The following is a 16,142-nucleotide window of genomic DNA, read 5'->3' on the forward strand; positions in this document are numbered from 1 at the left end:
GGTGCCGATCAGCGCGGCCAGCGCCCCGTCCGAGAGCGGAGCCGAGTTCCCCACCGTGACGGGACCGTCGGGGGAGCCCTCGTGGCGGAGCCACTCGGGAAAAAGATCCCGCAGCGAGAAGACGACTGAGGTTCCGCCACCCGACCAGCTACGCAAGCCAAGACCCGAAGACGGGCTCTGGGACGCTGGAGGGCGGACCTGATGCAGCCTAGAGAGGCGAGCCGATGCAGATCACTCACTTCGGACACGCGTGCGTGCTGGTGGACACCGGCCGAGCCCGCCTGCTGATCGACCCCGGCGCCTTCTCCCAGGGGTTCGAGGACGTGCGGGACCTGGACGCCGTGCTCATCACGCACCAGCACTTCGACCACTACGACGCCGACCGGCTGCCCGGCCTGCTCGACGACAACCCGGACGCGCGGCTCATCACCGACCCGTCCACGGTGGGGATCCTCGCCGAGAAGGGCTTCCAGCCGGAGACCGCGCGCCCCGGTGACGCGTTCGAGCTGGGCGGCTCCGCCGTGAACGTCGTCGGCGGGCAGCACGCCGTGATCCACCCCGACATCCCGGTCATCGACAACATCGGCCTGCTCGTCGATCACGGCGGCTTCTACCACCCCGGCGACTCGTTCCACGTGCCCGAGCAGCGGATCGACGTGCTGGGCCTGCCGACCGGGGCGCCGTGGCTGAAGCTCTCGGAGGCCGTGGACTTCCTGCGCGCCGTGAGCCCTCGCGTCGCGGTGCCGATCCACGAGGCGGTGCTGGCCTCGCCCGCCATGCACTACGGGATGTTCGAGCAGCTCGGGCCGCAGGGCACCGACGTCGCGGTGCTGGACCGCGCGGCGGCGACCTCGCTGTGAGCCCCAGGTGAACGGACCGTCCGGCCGGACGGTCCGTTCCGGCGCTCGGGGTCAGTCGTCGTGGGGACCGTCGTCGAAGCGGTCGTCGCGGTGGTCGTCGAACCGGTCGTCGTCGAAGTGGTCGTCGAGGCGGTCGTCCCGGTCGTCCCGGTGGTCATCGCGGTCGTCGAACCGGTCGTCCAGGTAGTCGTCGCGGTCATCGCGATCGTCGTCCCGGTCGTCGCGGTGGTCGTCCCGGTCATCCCGGTCGTCGAGGTGGTCGTCGCGATCGTCGTCGCGGTGGTCGTCCCGGTCGTCGAGGTGGTCGTCGCGGTCGTCGTCCGGCAGCGGCGCTCCGGGGAGACCGGCGGGCACGTCATCGCGGTCGTCCGCGTCGTCCTCACCCGGCCCGTCGTCCCGGTCGTCGCGTTCCCAGCGGTCGTCGTCCCACGGCCCGTCGTCGTCCCAGCCGACCGCCGATGCCGGAGCGGGCTCCCGCGGCCCCTCGGCGCCGCCCAGCGCGACGCCCGCGCCGCCGATGCCCAGCACGCCGATGATCGCCGCGGTGGTCAGCACTGCCCTGCTCGGCTTCCTGATCCTCATGGTCCTGCCTCTTCCGTCTCGCTCTCCCTGACGAGAAGAAGCTTCGCGGGCCGGCATGAGGTTTCCCTGAGCACAAGGTGAAAGCCCTTTCACCACGCGGATCGAGGGGTCAGCTCGACAGCGGATCCAGGTTCGGCAGCCGCCCGCCCATCCCGGGCGCCCGGCGCTGCCGGGGTACGACGGCGCCGGCGAAGGACTCGTACGTCGCGGGCTCCGCGCCGTGGTGCAGCGCCAGATCGATCGAATCCAGCACGGCCCGCCGCGGTCCGGGACGAGCGAGGTCCGCCGAGTCCACCGCGAGCCGCACCATCCGCCCGCGCCGCGCCGCGCGCCCCACGCCCAGCACCAGCGCCCGGCACCACCAGTGCTCGACGCGCGCGCCCGGCCCCAACGCGTGCACCCGAGCCCGGTGCACCCGGCCGGTGGCCAGCTCGTGCACCGCCAGCGCGTCCGCGCACACCTGGAAATCACGTCCGCGCAGCGCCGTCACGGTGCCCGGCGAGGACAACCAGCGCGGCGGCACGAACAGCTCGGTGCGCAGGCCCAACCGGTCCAGCGCGGCCGTCGCGGCGTGCAGCCGCAGCCCCGCCTCGTGCGCCGGGAGCGCCGCGAACTCGGCGCCGCGCACCGCCGCCGCCGGACCCGACGACGCCACCCTGGGCAACATGCGCTGCCCCGAAGGGGCGTGGTCGAAGCCGTGCAGCGCCAGCGCATCCCCGCGACGCTGCCGGGCCCGCACCCAGCTCACGGCGGGCCGGTCGGGTCCGGGCGGCGCGGAACCGCTCGGGCGCGGCGCGACCAGCAACGTCAACGGCGTGCGCCGCTGGTCCAGCTCGGCAGCGAACTCGGCGCAGTGCTCCAGGGACCGATCTCCGATCCCGGACAACGAGACGACCATCGGGATGCCCACGGCACATCATTGGGCCCGCCCCGGATGTCGACGCCCTGACCAGCAGGTAACCGAAAAGCACAGTCCGAACGAACCTCGTCCGCTTCGGTCGGCCTGCCGAGTGGGGCGGGTGGCGGAACCTCAGCGTTGCCGGTTGCCCTGGTGGTCGCTGCTCAGCGGCTTCGCCGCTGACAGGACAACGACCAACGGCAACGGACGCCGGTCTCCTGCGTTGGGGTCAGGCTGGGGACGGCCAGTCGGCGAGGTCGCGGCCGGAGATCCACTCGTAGGCCTCGACGTAGCGGGCTCGGGTGGCGGCGACGACGTCCTCCGGCAGCGGCGGCGGGGGCGCGTCCGACGCGCGGTCCCACCCGGATTCCGGCGACGTCAGCCAGTTCCGCACGTACTGCTTGTCGAACGACGGCTGCACCCGGCCCGGCTCGTGGCCGTCGGCGGGCCAGAACCGCGAGGAATCCGGGGTGAGCACCTCATCGCCCAGCACCAGGCCGTCCGCGCCGAGGCCGAACTCGAACTTGGTGTCGGCGAGGATCACGCCGCGGCTCTCCGCGTGCTCCGCGGCCCGCGCGTACACCCGCAAGGTCAGTTCCCGCAGCTGCTCGGCGCGCTCCCGGCCGACCTGGGCGGCGACGGCGTCGAAGCTGACGTTCTCGTCGTGCGCGCCCAGCTCCGCCTTCGTCGCCGGGGTGAAGATCGGCTCCGGCAGCTTCGAGGCCTCCGTCAGACCGCCCGGCAGCTCGACGCCGCACACCGCGCCCGTGGCGCGGTAGTCGACCAGGCCGGACCCGGTGAGGTAGCCGCGCGCGACGCACTCCACCGGCAGCATCTCCAGCCTGCGCACCAGCAGCGCGCGACCGCGCACCTCGGCGGGGATCCGCGGGTCGTCGGCGGACACCACGTGATTCGGCACCACGTCGGCGAGCAGGTCGAACCAGAACACGCTCATCGCCGTGAGCACCCGGCCCTTGTCGGGGATCGGCGTGTCCAGCACGTGGTCGTAGGCCGAAATGCGGTCCGACGCCACCATCAGCAGGTGCTCGTCGTCCACGGCGTGCAGCTGGCGAACCTTGCCCGCGGCGATCTGCGGGTAATCGGAGAGTGCGACCACGCCCCGATTCTCTCCCACCACCCCTGACCGGCAACGACCGGGCGCACCCACCGCCGCTTTCACGACTCGTTCGTCTTGGGTGTCCGGGTAGCGGAACCTCAGCGGTTTCCCCGCTGCGGGATCATTTTTCCAAGTGGCTCCGCCACGAGGAAAAATGCTGCCCTCGCGAGGAAACCGCTGAGAACCCGCCAGTGGTCGGTTTGCGGACGTGGGCTATGCGCTTCGCGCGTACAGGCACGGCCTACGGCCGCAAAGCAGGTCTCACCGTCGGGACGGCTTCGGTCGTCCCGACTGCGAGAACGTCAGAGAATCGGCGAAGGAGCGTACTTCGCGGCTTCGGGGTACCGAGCCACGACGTCATCCACAGCCGCGACGACGGCGTGGACCTGATCAGCGGCCGCACCAGTGAACGACAGGCGGTCGGCGAGCAGTTCCTCCAGGGCCGCCTCGTCCAGGGGCAGCCGGTCGTCGGCGGCGAGCCGGGCCAGCAGGTCGTTGCGCTCGACGCCCTGCTCGCGCATGGCCAGCGCCACCGCGACGGCGTTCTCCTTGATCGCCTCGTGCGCCGTCTCGCGGCCCACGCCGGCGCGCACGGCCGCCATCAGCACCTTCGTCGTCGCCAGGAACGGCAGGTAGCGGTCCAGCTCGCGGGCGACCACGGCCGGGTAGGCGCCGAACTCGTCGAGCACCGTCAGGAACGTCTCCAGCAGCCCGTCGAACGCGAAGAACGCGTCCGGCAGCGCGATGCGGCGCACCACCGAGCAGGACACGTCGCCCTCGTTCCACTGGTCCCCGGCCAGCTCGCCGCCCATCGACACGTACCCGCGCAGCACCACGGACAGGCCGTTGACGCGCTCGCAGGAACGGGTGTTCATCTTGTGCGGCATCGCGCTCGAACCGACCTGGCCGGGCTGGAAGCCCTCGGTGACCAGTTCGTGGCCCGCCATCAGCCGGATCGTCTTCGCCACCGAGGACGGCGCCGCCGCCAGCTGCGACAGCGCGGTCAGCACCTCGAAGTCCAGCGACCGCGGGTACACCTGCCCGACGCTGGTGAGGACCTTCCCGAACCCGAGGTGTTCGGCGACGCGGTCTTCCAGCTCGGCGAGCTTCCCGGCGTCACCGAGCAGGTCCAGCATGTCCTGCGAGGTGCCGACCGGGCCCTTCACGCCGCGCAGCGGGTAGCGCGCCAGCAGCTCCTCGACCCGGCCGAACGCGACGAGCAGCTCGTCGGCGGCCGTCGCGAAGCGCTTGCCCAGCGTCGTGGCCTGCGCCGCGACGTTGTGCGAACGGCCCGCCACGACGAGCTCACCGTGCTCGGCCGCCAAGCGCGCGAGCCGGGCCAGCACGGCGACCACGCGGTCGCGCACGTGCTCCAGGCTGCGGCGGACCTGCAGCTGCTCGACGTTCTCGGTGAGGTCCCGGGAGGTCATGCCCTTGTGCACGTGCTCGTGACCGGCGAGGGCGTTGAACTCCTCGATGCGGGCCTTCACGTCGTGCCGGGTCTGGCGCTCGCGCTCGGCGATCGAGTCCAGGTCGACCTGGTCGATCACGCGCTCGTAGTCGGCGACCGCGCCGTCCGGCACGTCGACGCCGAGGTCGGCCTGGGCGCGCAGCACCGCCAGCCACAGCTGGCGTTCCAGCACGACCTTGTGCTGCGGGGACCACAGCTCGACCAGCTCCGGCGAGGCGTAGCGGTGGGCGAGCACGTTCGGGAGGTGGGGCTTGACCGTCACGGCTGGCCAGGATACTTCCCGGTCCCGGAGCTCCGGTGCTCGCGCCTCCTCCGCTGCCGGTTCGCGGATGTGAGGTGCGCGGAAAAGCGGTCGCCTCCGGCGTCGGGTGCGGGCTAGTTTCGGGGCGCCATGACTCCCGACGCGCGCGGCCCGGTCCGCTTCCTGTGGTCGCTGCTGCGCGACCGGCCCGGACTGCTCGTGCTCGCGCCGCTGACCGGATCGGCGTGGCTGCTGCCGACCGCGGTGCTGCCGCTGGTCATCGGCCGGGCGCTGGACGCGGGCATCGCGGGCCGGGACGGTTCGGCGCTGCTCGGGTGGGTGCTGGTGGTGCTGGGGCTCGGACTCGTCCAGGCGCTGGGCGCGGCGGCGCTCGGGTGGACGGCGCACACGCTGTGGCTGCACGGCGCGGGCAGCGCGGAACGCGCGGTGCTGCACCACGTGGCGGGGCTCGGCGGCACGCTCACCCGGCGGGTCCGCACCGGTGAGGTCGTGGCCGTCGGCTCCTCCGACATCTACCAGGTGGGCAAGGCGTTCGAAGTGCTCGCCAGGCTCACCGGCGCCGTCGTCGCCTTCCTGGTCGCCGCCGCCGCGCTGATCACGATCTCCCCGCTGATGGGCGCGGTCGCGCTGATCGGGGTGCCGCTGGCGACGCTGGGCATCGGCCCGCTGCTGCGCCCGCTGCGCCGGCGCGAAGAGGCCCAGCGCGAGAACCTGACCGGCCTCAGCACGCTGGCCGCGGACATCGTCTCCGGCCTGCGCATCCTGCGCGGCGTCGGCGGCGAATCCCGGTTCCACGCCCGGTTCGTCGCCGCGAGCCGCCGGGTGCGCGACGCGGGAATCGCCGCCGGGCGGATCACCGCGTGGCTGGCGGGCGCCGAGATCCTGCTGCCAGGCCTGGTGACGGTGCTCGTCACCTGGCTGGGCGCGCGGATGGCGCTGAGCGGGTCGATCAGCGTCGGCGAACTCGTCGCGTTCTACGGCGTGTCCAGCTTCCTGGTGATCCCGGTGCGCACGGCCACCGAGGCGGCGAGCACCTTCGCCGCCGCCGTGGTCGCGGCGAACCGGGCGTGCGGGCTGCTGCGGCTGCGCCCGGAACCCGCCGACCCGCCGGAGCCGCGCGCGCTGCCCCTCGGGCCGCTCGCGCTGGTCGACGAGCGCACCGGCGCCCGCGCCGAAGCGGGCGCGCTCACCGCCATCGACGCGGGCGGGGACGGGGAGGCGCTGGCGGAACGGCTCGCCCGGCACACCGCCGACGGCCGGGTGCACGCCGGGGACGTCCCGCTCGACGAGGTCGCGATCGGGGCGCTGCGGGAGCGGATCGTGCTGGCGCACAACCAGGACCTGCTGTTCGCCGGGCCGGTCCGCGCCGGGCTCGACCTGGGGTCCGCGGTGCTGGTCGAGACCGCGCTGCACGCCGCCGACGCCGAGGACGTGCTCGACGCGCTGCCCGCCGACGGCGCCCTCACCGAGCAGGCCCGCTCGCTGTCCGGCGGGCAGCGCCAGCGGCTGCTGCTGGCGCGCGCGTTGTGCAGCGACGCCGACGTGCTCGTGCTCGACGAACCGACCTCCGCCGTCGACGCGCACACCGAGGCGCGGATCGTGCGCCGAGTCCGGGACCTGCGCAAAGGTCGCACCACGATCGTGCTCACCCAGAGCCCGCTGTGGCACGCGACGGCCGACCGCGCGCTGCGCGTGACAGGAGGTGCGCGGTGAGCCTGCCGCTGGCCGACCGGACCGAGGTGCTGCGCTGGCTGCGGCGCACCGGGGCCGCGCACCGCCGCGAGTTCACCCTGGTGATGCTGCTGTTCGGGCTGACCACGGTGGTCGGGCTGATCGGCCCGCAACTGCTCGGGCGGCTCGTCGACTCCGTGTCCGCGGGCACCGCGACCTGGCGGGTGGACGCGCTCGCGGGCGGTTTCCTCGCGGTGCTGGTGGTGCACGCGCTGCTGGCCCGCGCCGCCCGGCTGCGCGCCGCCGTGTTCGGCGAGTCCGTGCTCGCCGAAGTGCGCGAGGACGTCGTGGCCCGCGCGCTGCGGCTGCCGCTGGGCACCGTGGAGGACGCGGGCACCGGCGACCTGCTCAGCCGCTCCACCGCCGACGTGGACCGGCTCGACTTCACCGTCCGCGAAGCGGCGCCGGAGCTGACGGCGGCGGTGCTCACCATCGCGCTCACCGTCGTCGCGATGCTGCTCACCTCGCCGCTGCTCGCCTGCGGGATGCTCGTCGCGGTGCCGCTGCTGGTGGCCGTGAGCCGGTGGTACTTCCCGCGCGCCGCGACGACGATCAGCCGGATGCTGCGGGACTGGGCCGGGGTGCAGTCCAGCATCCACGAGACGGTGCGCGGCGCCCGCACCATCGACTCGCTGCGGCTCACCGAGCGGCGCCGCGCGCACAACGACGAGGTCCTGGAGCGGGCCATCGACGGCGAGCGGCGGCACCGCACGCTGCTGTCGGTGTTCCTGCCGACGCTGGAACTTGCCTACGTGCTGCCGATCGCGGCGATCCTGCTGATCGGCGGCTGGAGCTACCAGGCGGGCTGGGCGGAGCTCGGCACGGTGACCACGGTCGTGCTGTACGCGGCGACGCTGTCGGCGCCGCTGGCGGAGCTGTTCGCGTGGCTGGAGGAGATGCAGCTGGGCCACGCCGCGCTGACCCGCATCCTCGGCGTGCCGGACTCACCGCCCGACCGCGCCCCGCAGGACCCGGCTCCGCGCGGAGCCGGGCACGACCTGGTGCTGCGCGACGTGCGGTTCTCCTACCGCGCGGGCCGCGAGGTCCTGCACGGCATCGACCTGCGGGTGCCCGCCGGGGAGCGGCTGGTGATCGTCGGGCCGTCCGGGGCGGGCAAGTCCACGATCGGGCGGCTCATCGCCGGGGTCAGCGTCCCCGACTCCGGTTCGGTGGCGTTCGGCGACGTGGAGATCACGGCGATGCCCACCGCCCGCACCCGGCGGGAGGTCGTGCTGCTCACCCAGGAGCACCACGTGTTCACCGCGAGCCTGCGGGACAACCTGTCGCTGCCGGAGGCGCGGGAGTGGCGCGACGCGGAACTGCTCGACGCGCTGGGCACGGTCGGCGCCGGGGACTGGGCGGCCCGGCTGCCGGACGGGCTGGACACCGTCATCGGATCCGGCGGCCACCCGGTGCCCGCGGCCGTGGCGCAGCAGCTCGCGCTGGCGCGGGTGGTGCTGGCCGACCCGCACACGCTGGTGCTCGACGAGGCGACCTCGCTGCTCGACGGGGACAGCTCGCGGGAGCTGGAGCGGTCGCTGTCGACGCTGCTGGCGGGCCGCACGGTGATCGCCATCGCGCACCGGCTGCACACCGCGCGCACCGCCGACCGGGTCGCGGTCGTCGACGGCGGGCGCGTCGTGGAACTCGGCGCGCACCGGGACCTGCTGGCCGCCGACGGGTCCTACGCGGCGCTGCACCGCGCCGCTTTCGGGGAGTAGCCCCGGGTCTCGGTCGTCGCTGAGCAGTGACCGGGCACGGCTTCCCGGATTCGACGTGCCGGGGGCGCGGCCCGGGAAAGCGCGGCCGCACCGAAAGGGTCGGGGGGTGCCGCCACCCGGCCAGCTGCGCGGATCGTGCCGTGAGGACTCATTAGGATCAGCGGTCATGACAGCGGCGACCCCGAAGGGCGAGCGCCGCCGCCAGGCCCTGGTCGAGGCGGCGGTGGAGTTGCTCTCCGAAGGCGGCCTCGAAGCGGTGCGCCACCGGGCCGTGGCGGAGCGGGCCGGGCTGCCCCTCGCCTCGACGACCTACTACTTCACCTCGCTCGACGACCTCGTCGCGGCGGCGGTGGAGCACGAGGGCCGGGCCGAGCTCGCCACCGGCCGCGCCCGGCTCGACGAGCTCGCCGACGAGCTGCGCACGGTGGACGTGGTGACCGACCTGCTGCTGGACCTGCTGCTCGGGCACGAGTCCCGGGAAGGCGGGACGAAGCCGGTGCTGCTGCGCTACGAACGGCTCGTGGGCTCGCCGCGGCGGCCGTACCTGGCGCCGCTGATGCGGGAGCTCAGCGGTGAGCTGCACGAACTGCTCTCCGAGATCCTCGCCCGCAGCGGCATGCCCGTCGACGGGGAACGCCTGCTGGAGCTGATCGCGCTCGTGGACGGCGCCGTGGTGAACGCCCTCATCGAGAGCGACCCGGACCCCCGCGCCGCGGCCCGCCGCATGCTCCGCCGCAAACTCGCCTGATCCCCCGGGGTCCGCGATTTCGCGAGAAATTGAACGCGCCCGGCGTGTCGGGCACCCCTTGTGGACGACTGTTCGGGCTGGTCATCCGGGGTGCCGCTGCGTGCGGGCGGGGTGTTCGCCCCGTTCGGGTGGTTCAAGTTCTCGCGAAATCGCGGGAGTCGTCCACACCGTGACGGGTGGGAGCGCCTAGAAGCGGGGCGCCAAGGTGTCGGCGATCTCCTGGATCCGGTCGGCGTACGGGGCGTGCTCCGCGCCCTTCGGCTCGCTGAGCACGGTCAACGTCCGGCCGCTGCGCGTCGGCACCTCCACCACGGCGGTGTTCGGCGCCCGCCCGGCCGCCGCGGCGGGCTTCGCGCCCGTCGGGCTGACCAGCACCGCGACCTTGCCCGACGCCTGGCCTTCCCGGATCACCACGGCGGCGGTCTTCGCCCCGATCGGACAGGACCCGTCGGCGCCGGTCGGCCGGGTGCCCCTGGCCTCGGGGAGCCGCTCCGACAGCGCGCTCGCCAGCTCCGAGTCCGGCGGGCCGCACTCGCCGCCCCCGACCGGGTCGCCCAGCGAGATGGGCCCGGACTTGGGCGTGGCGGGCGCGGACTTCGGATCGGCCGGTCCCTGCGGCAACGCCATCGGGGACTGCGTCGGCGTCGCGGGAGCCTGCGCCACCGGAGCGGACTCGCCGAACAGGCCGGTGCCCACACCGACCCCGCCGACCAGCACGGCCGCGGCGACCAGCGAGCCGCCGGCGAGCGCCGTGCGGCGGCGCGCCGTGACCCGGCGCGATCCGCGCAGCACGTCCTGCTCGTCGAACGACGCCTCGGGAGCGCCGCGCGCCGCGTTCTGGAACAACTGCTCCAGCTCTGTCTCGTTCACTTGCCGCACCTCCTCACGACGTCGATCGAAGATCGTCGAGTTGGCCGCCGAGGGCTTCCCGCAGCGCCTCCAGCCCACGGGCCGACTGGCTCTTCACGGTGCCCTCGCTGCACTTCATGACCTCGGCGACCCCAGCGACGTCGAGCCCCTCCAGGAATCGCAGCACCAGGACGGCCCGCTGCTTCGGTGGAACCTCGCGCAGACCGGCGACCAGCGTCTGGCGGGTCGCGATGCCGTCGTCGACCGCACCCGACTCCGCGGGCCGGTCCGGCAGCACGTCGGTGAACCGCTCCCGCCGCCACGGGCGCCGGGACTCGTCGATCACCGCTCGGCTGAGCGTTCGCCGCACGTACGCGTCGAGCGCCCCCTTGTCCCGCACCTTGCGCCAGTGGCGGTGCAAGGCGATGAACGCGGTCTGGGCGAGATCGTCAGCGCGGTGCCAGTCACCGCACATCATGTACGCCATCCGACGAACCGCCTCCCGCCGAGCCGCGAAATACTCCGCGAACTCCTGCTCCTCGCGCTGGTCCACGCGGACTCTCCGCTCGTCCGTGCTTGCACTCCTGGGACGGTGCTACCGGCCCCTACGGTTGCATGCCACCCGGCCCCGATCTCGGACACCGCGGACCGGCGGCACGCGTGAGGAACCTTAGAGCCTGCGCCCGATCCGCTCCGCCTCGGTGCGCACCGGTGGAGCGCCGCGCTCGACGCCCACCCGCGGCGATCGGCCGTTCAGGGGATCGGCGAACGCGCGGTGTCCGAGAACGAACAGGCGAGGAACGCGTCCGGGCGAACCGGTATCCCCCAACCAGTTGCCTCGCCCCCCCGCCGATGTGGTGTGATCGGTTCGTGACCAAAACGGCATCCACAGATCTGCGTTCCGACACGGTCACGCGTCCCGACAAGAAGATGGCGGCGGCGATGGCCGAAGCCGAGGTCGGCGACGACGTGCTGGACCACGACCCCACGATGCGCGCGCTGGAGGAAAAAGCAGCCCAGCTGCTGGGCACGGCCGCCGCGCTGTGGGTGCCCAGCGGCACGATGGGCAACCTGATCGCCCTCTCCATCCACCTCCGCAGAGGAGACCGGTTCCTCGCGCCGCGCGGCGCGCACGTGCTGCACCACGAACTCGGCTCCGCCGCGTGGCTCGCCGGTGGCATGCCGGAACCGCTCGACTGGAACGCCGGACCTGGACGCCCCACCGCCGACGCGGTCCGTGCGCACGCAAGCGGCGACCGGCGCTACGACGCGCTGCACACCACGCTGCTGTGCCTGGAGAACACCCACAACGCCGCGGGCGGCGCCGTCATCCCGCCGCACGAGCACGCCCAGCTCGCCGCGGCGGCCCGCGACCGCGGGCTGCGCGTGCACCTCGACGGCGCCCGGATCTGGAACGCCGCGACCGCCCTGGAACTGCCGCCCGCCGCGCTCACCGTCGGCGTCGACACCGTGCAGGCGTGCCTGAGCAAAGGGCTCGGCGCCCCCGTGGGCTCCGTCGTGGCGGGCACCAGCGACTTCGTCGCCGAAGCCCGCCGGATGCGCAAGATGCTCGGCGGCGGAGTCCGCCAAGGCGGAGTGCTCGCCGCGGCCGGACTGGTGGCGCTCGACCGGGTCCCCGCGCTGGCGACCGACCACCGGCACGCGAAGCTGCTCGCCGACGGCCTCACCGAACTCGGCTGGGACATCACGGAACCGCAGACGAACATCGTGCTCGCCGCCGTGCCGGACGTGCGGCTCACCCTGGACTGGCTGCAGGAGATCGGAGTGCTCGCGGTGCCGATGGACGGCAACGTCCGGTTCGTGACGCACCGGGACGTGACCGAACGCGACATCAAGGGCGTGCTCCGCCGCATCTCCCACAGCACAGACCGTCCCGCCGGGATTCCTCAGGCGGGGTGAGCTGGGCTCTTTCTGCTCGGGTGGTCCTGTGGCGGAACCTCAGTCGGTCTCTCGCTGCGGGATCTTTTTCCCAAGTGGCTCCGCCACGAGGGAAAAAGCTGTCCTCGCGAGAGACCGGCTGAGAACCCGCGGGTGGTCGGCTTTTCGACGTGGGCTATTCGCTTCGCGAATACAGGCACGGCCTTCGGCCGCCAGGCAGACTTCGCTCCGCTCGCCCAAGGCACGGGTACGCCGCGAGGCACGGCCTTCGGCCGCAAGGCAGGCGTGCTCCGCCGCCCAAGGCACGGGTACGCCGCGAGGCACGGCCTTTCGGTCGCGAGGCAGGCGTGGCTTCGCCCGCCCACTGCACGGCTTCGCCGCTGGGGCGGAGGCTCGGGTTATTGCGCTTCGAGGCGGCGGCGGCGGTGGGCGGCCATGCGGACGGGGGCGTTGATCTCGCCGCGGCCTCGGTAGCCGTTGGTGCGCTGGACGATCTCGAAGAAGACTCGGGAACCGGGCACGGCTACTGAGAAGTGCAGGTATTCGCCGTCGCCGTCGCGGTCGTAGAGGACCGAGTGCTCGCGCAGCGCGGCCAGCAGGTCCGGCGCGAGCCGCAACCGGGCGTCCAGGTCGTCGTAGTAGTTGTCCGGGATCGTCACGACCGCCGCGCCCCGCTCCCGCATCGCACGCGCGCTGGCGAAGACGTCGTCGCTGCTCAACGCCACGCACTGCGGATGCCGCACGCCCGGCGCCCACGGGCCGCGGCGCAGCACCGCCGAATCGAGGGCGATGCGCACCGTCTCGTCCCGGTCCAGCACCATCCGGCTGCGCACCAGGCCGAACGGGGCGGCGAACTCCACCGGCGGCGCCGGGCGCAGTCCCAGCACCGAGCGGTAGAACAGGATCGCCTCGTCGAAGTGGTCGAACGGCTGGGTCAGCGCCACGTGGTCGATGCCGGTGACGCCCGCCGCCGGCGCTTCCGGCTCGGACGCTTCGAAATCACCCAGCCAACCCGCGTCGCGGTCCGCGTCGGTGCGGCAGAATAGCAGCGCGGTGCCGTCCGGCGCGGCGACCGAAGACAGATCGGCCTCGTCGGGACGAGCGGACCGGGGCAGCACCGGCGCGAGCAGCCCTTCCGCGCGCCGCGTCGAAGCGGGCGGGTCCGCGCTGTGCACCCCGATCGCCGCCAGCGCACCGCCACCGCGGTGTTCGGGCTGGTCGGGGGCGGTGTTCACCAGGATTCGCGCGGCGCCCTGCTGCCACAGGCGCACCGGCTTCGACCGGTGCCACCCCGCGGACCGGAACCCGAGCACGTCGAGCGTCGAGTTCAACCGCTCACCCGAGGACTCGTCCGCACCGAGCTCCACGAACGCCGGACCGGACAGCTCCGGTGGCGCGGGCAGCGCGGGAGCGGGCGCGGCCACCGACTCCTCCAGGGCGAGCAGCGAGCGCATCGCGTCGACCGCCGCCGGGCCCGGATCGGCCTGGCGGAAGACGTCGTTGAAGACCTCCAGCGACAGCGGGCCCGCGTACCCGGCGGCGAGCACGGTGCCGACGAACTCCGCCAGGTCGAACTCGCCCTGCCCGGGGAACAGGCGGTGGTGCCTGCTCCACTGCAGCAGGTCCATGTTCAGCCGGGGCGCGTCGGCGAGCTGCAGGAAGAACAGCTTCTCCGCCGGGATGGTGCGGATCGTGGTGAGGTCACCGCCGCGGGACAGGATGTGGAAGCTGTCCAGGCACACGCCCAGCGCCGGGTGGTCGGCGCGGCGCACGATGCGCCAGGCGTGCTCGTAGGTGTTCACGAACCTGCCCCAGGCCAGCGCTTCGTAGCAGACCCGGATGCCGCGCCCGGCCGCCAGCTCGGCGAGTTCGCGCAGCTGCTCGGCGGCCAGGTCGTCGTCGTCCACGGAGTCTGGGGACACCGAGGAGCACACCAGCACCGTGTCCGCGCCGAGCCGCGCCATCAGGTCGAACTTGTGCTCGGCGCGGCGCAGGTTCGCCCGCAGCACGTCGCCAGGGACCGCTTCGAAGTCCCGGAACGGCTGGTACAGGTCGATGGACAGGCCGAGTTCCGCGCAGCGCTCGCGGATCCGCTCCGGCGACGCGGCGGAGGCGATCAGGTCGTTCTCGAAGATCTCCACCCCGCCGAACCCGGCGGCGGACGCGGCGGTGAGCTTGTCCTCCAGCGAGCCGGACAGGCAGACCGTGGCGATGGAGCGGGCGCGTTCAGCGGGCGGCGTGGACACGGGGGCCTCCGGGGTCGGTCACGAGGGTCTCGAAGTGGCGCAGCATCCGGTCCGCGTCCGGTTCGCGCCCGGTGAACAGGCGGAACGCGTCCGCCGCCTGGAACACCGCCATGCCACCACCGTCGAGCACCCGGCAGCCGCGGGCGCGGGCGGTGCGCACGAGTTCGGTCTCCAGCGGCCGGTACACGACATCGGCCACCCACAGCTCCGGGCGCAGCGCTTCGGCCGGCACCGGCAGTCCGGGGTGCGCGGCCATGCCCACCGGCGTGGCGTGCACCAGCCCGTCGGCTGCGGCGAGCGCGGCGGCGGGCCCGGCGTCGAGACCGCCGGCCACGGCCCGCTCCGCGCCGAAGCGACCGCGCAGCGACGCGGCCAGGTCCTCCGCACGCGCCGCGTCCAGGTCGAGCACGTGCACCGCGCCGGCGCCGAGGGTGAGCAGTCCGTGGGCGACGGCGGCTCCCGCCCCGCCCGCGCCGAGCAGCACCACCCGGTCCAGCGGCACGTCCGGCAGGCCCCGGCTGAGGCTGCGGGCGAACCCGGACCAGTCGGTGTTGTGCCCGACGGCCCCGCTCGCGGTGAACACGACGGTGTTCACCGCGCCCAGCGCCGCCGCGTCCGCGGACAGCTCGTCGAGGTGCTCGATGACCAGCTGCTTCGCCGGGTGGGTGATGTTGAGCCCGGTGAACCCGGTGAGCCGGGCCGCGCGGAGCAGGTCGCCGACAGCGGTGGCGGGCAGGCCCAGCTCGTCCAGGTCGAGCCGCCGGTACAGGCAGCGCAGGCCCAGTTCGGCGGCTTCCCGCTCGTGCAAGGCCGGACTCAGCGAAGGGCCGATGCCCGCGCCGATCAGTCCGGTGAGGACCCCGTTGCCGACGTCGCCGATGACGGCCACCCCCTGCGCCCGAACCGGGCGGACGAATGAACGAACTAGCTAGTACACACTAGCCCGGCGTGGAACCCCGGCCAAGGACCGCGCATTAGGGTGGGCGGAACCGAACCCGATCGAACCGGCGCTGACCGGCGAGTTCCGCTCGCGAGCCGGCACCGAGACCGAGCAGGAGTCCCCGTGGTGGCACCGCCGTCCGACGCCGCAGCGCCCGAACCGAACGGCGCCGAGCGGCCCGCGGACGAACCCCGGCAGCGCGACGCCGAGCGGACGCGGGCGGAACTGCTCGACGTGGCCCTCGCGGAGTTCGCCGACAAGGGCTACGCCGGGGCCCGCGTCGACGAGATCGCGGCCCGGACCAGCACCACCAAGCGGATGATCTACTACTACTTCGGCGGCAAGGAGCAGCTCTACATCGCCGCGCTGGAACGCGCCTACGCCGCGATCCGCGGCATCGAGCAGCGGCTCGACGTGGCGCACCTGGACCCGGTGCAGGCGATCCGGCGGGTGGCGGAATCGACCTTCGACCACCACGAATCGCATCCAGCGTTCATCCGGCTGGTGTCGATCGAGAACATCGACCACGGCAGGCACCTGGCCAAGTCCGCCGAGCTGCCCGGCCTCGGCACGCCCGCGCTGGAGGTGCTCACCGGCATCCTGGAGCGCGGCCGGGAGGCGGGCCTGTTCCGCGCGGACGTGGACGCGCTGGACGTGCACATGGCGATCAGCTCGTTCTGCTTCTTCCGGACGGCGAACCGGCACACCTTCCAGGCGATCTTCGACCGCGACATGCTCGCTCCGGATCGCCGCGAGCACTACCGCCGCATGATCGGCGACCTGGTCCTGAGCTACCTGGGCGCGCGCACGTGATCTAG

At 73.3% G+C, this 16,142-nt stretch carries 14 protein-coding genes; 6 read left to right on the top strand and 8 right to left on the bottom strand.

Going from position 1 to position 16,142, the window contains the following annotated elements:
- The first annotated feature begins 224 nt into the window (after positions 1-224).
- Positions 225-860, top strand: coding sequence for an MBL fold metallo-hydrolase (locus ACWD38_RS25195; protein WP_184484341.1), 636 nt, complete (start codon positions 225-227; stop codon positions 858-860).
- Positions 861-911: 51 nt separating this feature from the next.
- Here ACWD38_RS25195 and ACWD38_RS25200 read toward each other — a convergent pair whose 3' ends face one another.
- From ACWD38_RS25200 to purB, 4 genes are all read right to left on the bottom strand, one after another.
- Positions 912-1,442, bottom strand: a complete 531-nt coding sequence (locus tag ACWD38_RS25200; RefSeq protein WP_450125049.1) for a hypothetical protein — start codon at positions 1,440-1,442, stop codon at positions 912-914.
- A gap of 109 nt (positions 1,443-1,551) precedes the next feature.
- Positions 1,552-2,352, bottom strand: a complete 801-nt coding sequence (locus ACWD38_RS25205; RefSeq protein ID WP_184484337.1) for a DUF2334 domain-containing protein — start codon at positions 2,350-2,352, stop codon at positions 1,552-1,554.
- Between the two features lie 217 nt (positions 2,353-2,569).
- A complete protein-coding gene (locus ACWD38_RS25210) occupies positions 2,570-3,457 on the bottom strand; it encodes a phosphoribosylaminoimidazolesuccinocarboxamide synthase (RefSeq protein ID WP_184484335.1) in 888 nt (295 codons plus the stop codon).
- A gap of 302 nt (positions 3,458-3,759) precedes the next feature.
- Entirely contained in the window at positions 3,760-5,190 is a 1,431-nt protein-coding gene (gene purB, locus ACWD38_RS25215) for an adenylosuccinate lyase (RefSeq protein ID WP_184484333.1), read from the bottom strand.
- Positions 5,191-5,319: 129 nt separating this feature from the next.
- Here purB and ACWD38_RS25220 point away from each other — a divergent pair, with 129 nt between their 5' ends.
- From ACWD38_RS25220 to ACWD38_RS25230, 3 genes are all read left to right on the top strand, one after another.
- On the top strand, positions 5,320-6,903 hold the full coding sequence (locus ACWD38_RS25220) for an ABC transporter transmembrane domain-containing protein (protein WP_450125050.1): 1,584 nt from the start codon (positions 5,320-5,322) through the stop codon (positions 6,901-6,903).
- Positions 6,900-8,642, top strand: a complete 1,743-nt coding sequence (locus ACWD38_RS25225) for an ABC transporter ATP-binding protein (RefSeq protein WP_450125051.1) — start codon at positions 6,900-6,902, stop codon at positions 8,640-8,642. The genes ACWD38_RS25220 and ACWD38_RS25225 overlap by 4 nt, the downstream gene beginning before the upstream one ends.
- A 166-nt stretch (positions 8,643-8,808) precedes the next feature.
- A complete protein-coding gene (locus tag ACWD38_RS25230) occupies positions 8,809-9,390 on the top strand; it encodes a TetR/AcrR family transcriptional regulator (RefSeq protein WP_184484328.1) in 582 nt (193 codons plus the stop codon).
- 186 nt (positions 9,391-9,576) lie between these two features.
- Here ACWD38_RS25230 and ACWD38_RS25235 read toward each other — a convergent pair whose 3' ends face one another.
- Positions 9,577-10,260 (bottom strand): hypothetical protein, encoded by a 684-nt coding sequence (locus tag ACWD38_RS25235; protein WP_450125052.1) that lies wholly within the window; start codon positions 10,258-10,260, stop codon positions 9,577-9,579.
- Between the two features lie 13 nt (positions 10,261-10,273).
- The gene (locus ACWD38_RS25240; protein WP_184484324.1) at positions 10,274-10,792 is read right to left on the bottom strand and encodes a SigE family RNA polymerase sigma factor; all 519 of its coding nucleotides are present in this window, start codon (positions 10,790-10,792) and stop codon (positions 10,274-10,276) included.
- A 317-nt stretch (positions 10,793-11,109) separates the two neighbouring features.
- Between ACWD38_RS25240 and ACWD38_RS25245 the strand changes: the two genes are divergently transcribed.
- A complete protein-coding gene (locus ACWD38_RS25245) occupies positions 11,110-12,159 on the top strand; it encodes a threonine aldolase family protein (RefSeq protein WP_343071656.1) in 1,050 nt (349 codons plus the stop codon).
- Between the two features lie 377 nt (positions 12,160-12,536).
- Here ACWD38_RS25245 and ACWD38_RS25250 read toward each other — a convergent pair whose 3' ends face one another.
- Positions 12,537-14,384 carry a bifunctional sugar phosphate isomerase/epimerase/4-hydroxyphenylpyruvate dioxygenase family protein gene (locus tag ACWD38_RS25250; RefSeq protein WP_450125053.1) on the bottom strand — a complete coding sequence of 616 codons (1,848 nt, stop codon included), beginning with the start codon at positions 14,382-14,384 and terminating at the stop codon, positions 12,537-12,539.
- Positions 14,365-15,273, bottom strand: coding sequence for a shikimate dehydrogenase (locus tag ACWD38_RS25255; protein ID WP_343071655.1), 909 nt, complete (start codon positions 15,271-15,273; stop codon positions 14,365-14,367). Before ACWD38_RS25255 ends, ACWD38_RS25250 begins: the two co-directional genes overlap by 20 nt.
- Before the next feature lie 276 nt (positions 15,274-15,549).
- Here ACWD38_RS25255 and ACWD38_RS25260 point away from each other — a divergent pair, with 276 nt between their 5' ends.
- Positions 15,550-16,137, top strand: coding sequence for a TetR/AcrR family transcriptional regulator (locus ACWD38_RS25260; protein ID WP_221316998.1), 588 nt, complete (start codon positions 15,550-15,552; stop codon positions 16,135-16,137).
- Positions 16,138-16,142: the final 5 nt, after the last annotated feature.

It is taken from the genome of Saccharopolyspora sp. NPDC002578, from assembly GCF_053592695.1.

Excerpts from the sequence above, each read along its gene's own strand:
- ACWD38_RS25230 (WP_184484328.1), top strand. The coding sequence starts at position 8,809 with ATGACAGCGGCGACCCCGAAGGGCGAGCGCCGCCGCCAGGCCCTGGTC.
- ACWD38_RS25220 (WP_450125050.1), top strand. The coding sequence starts at position 5,320 with ATGACTCCCGACGCGCGCGGCCCGGTCCGCTTCCTGTGGTCGCTGCTG.
- ACWD38_RS25195 (WP_184484341.1), top strand. The coding sequence starts at position 225 with ATGCAGATCACTCACTTCGGACACGCGTGCGTGCTGGTGGACACCGGC.
- ACWD38_RS25200 (WP_450125049.1), bottom strand. The coding sequence starts at position 1,442 with ATGAGGATCAGGAAGCCGAGCAGGGCAGTGCTGACCACCGCGGCGATC.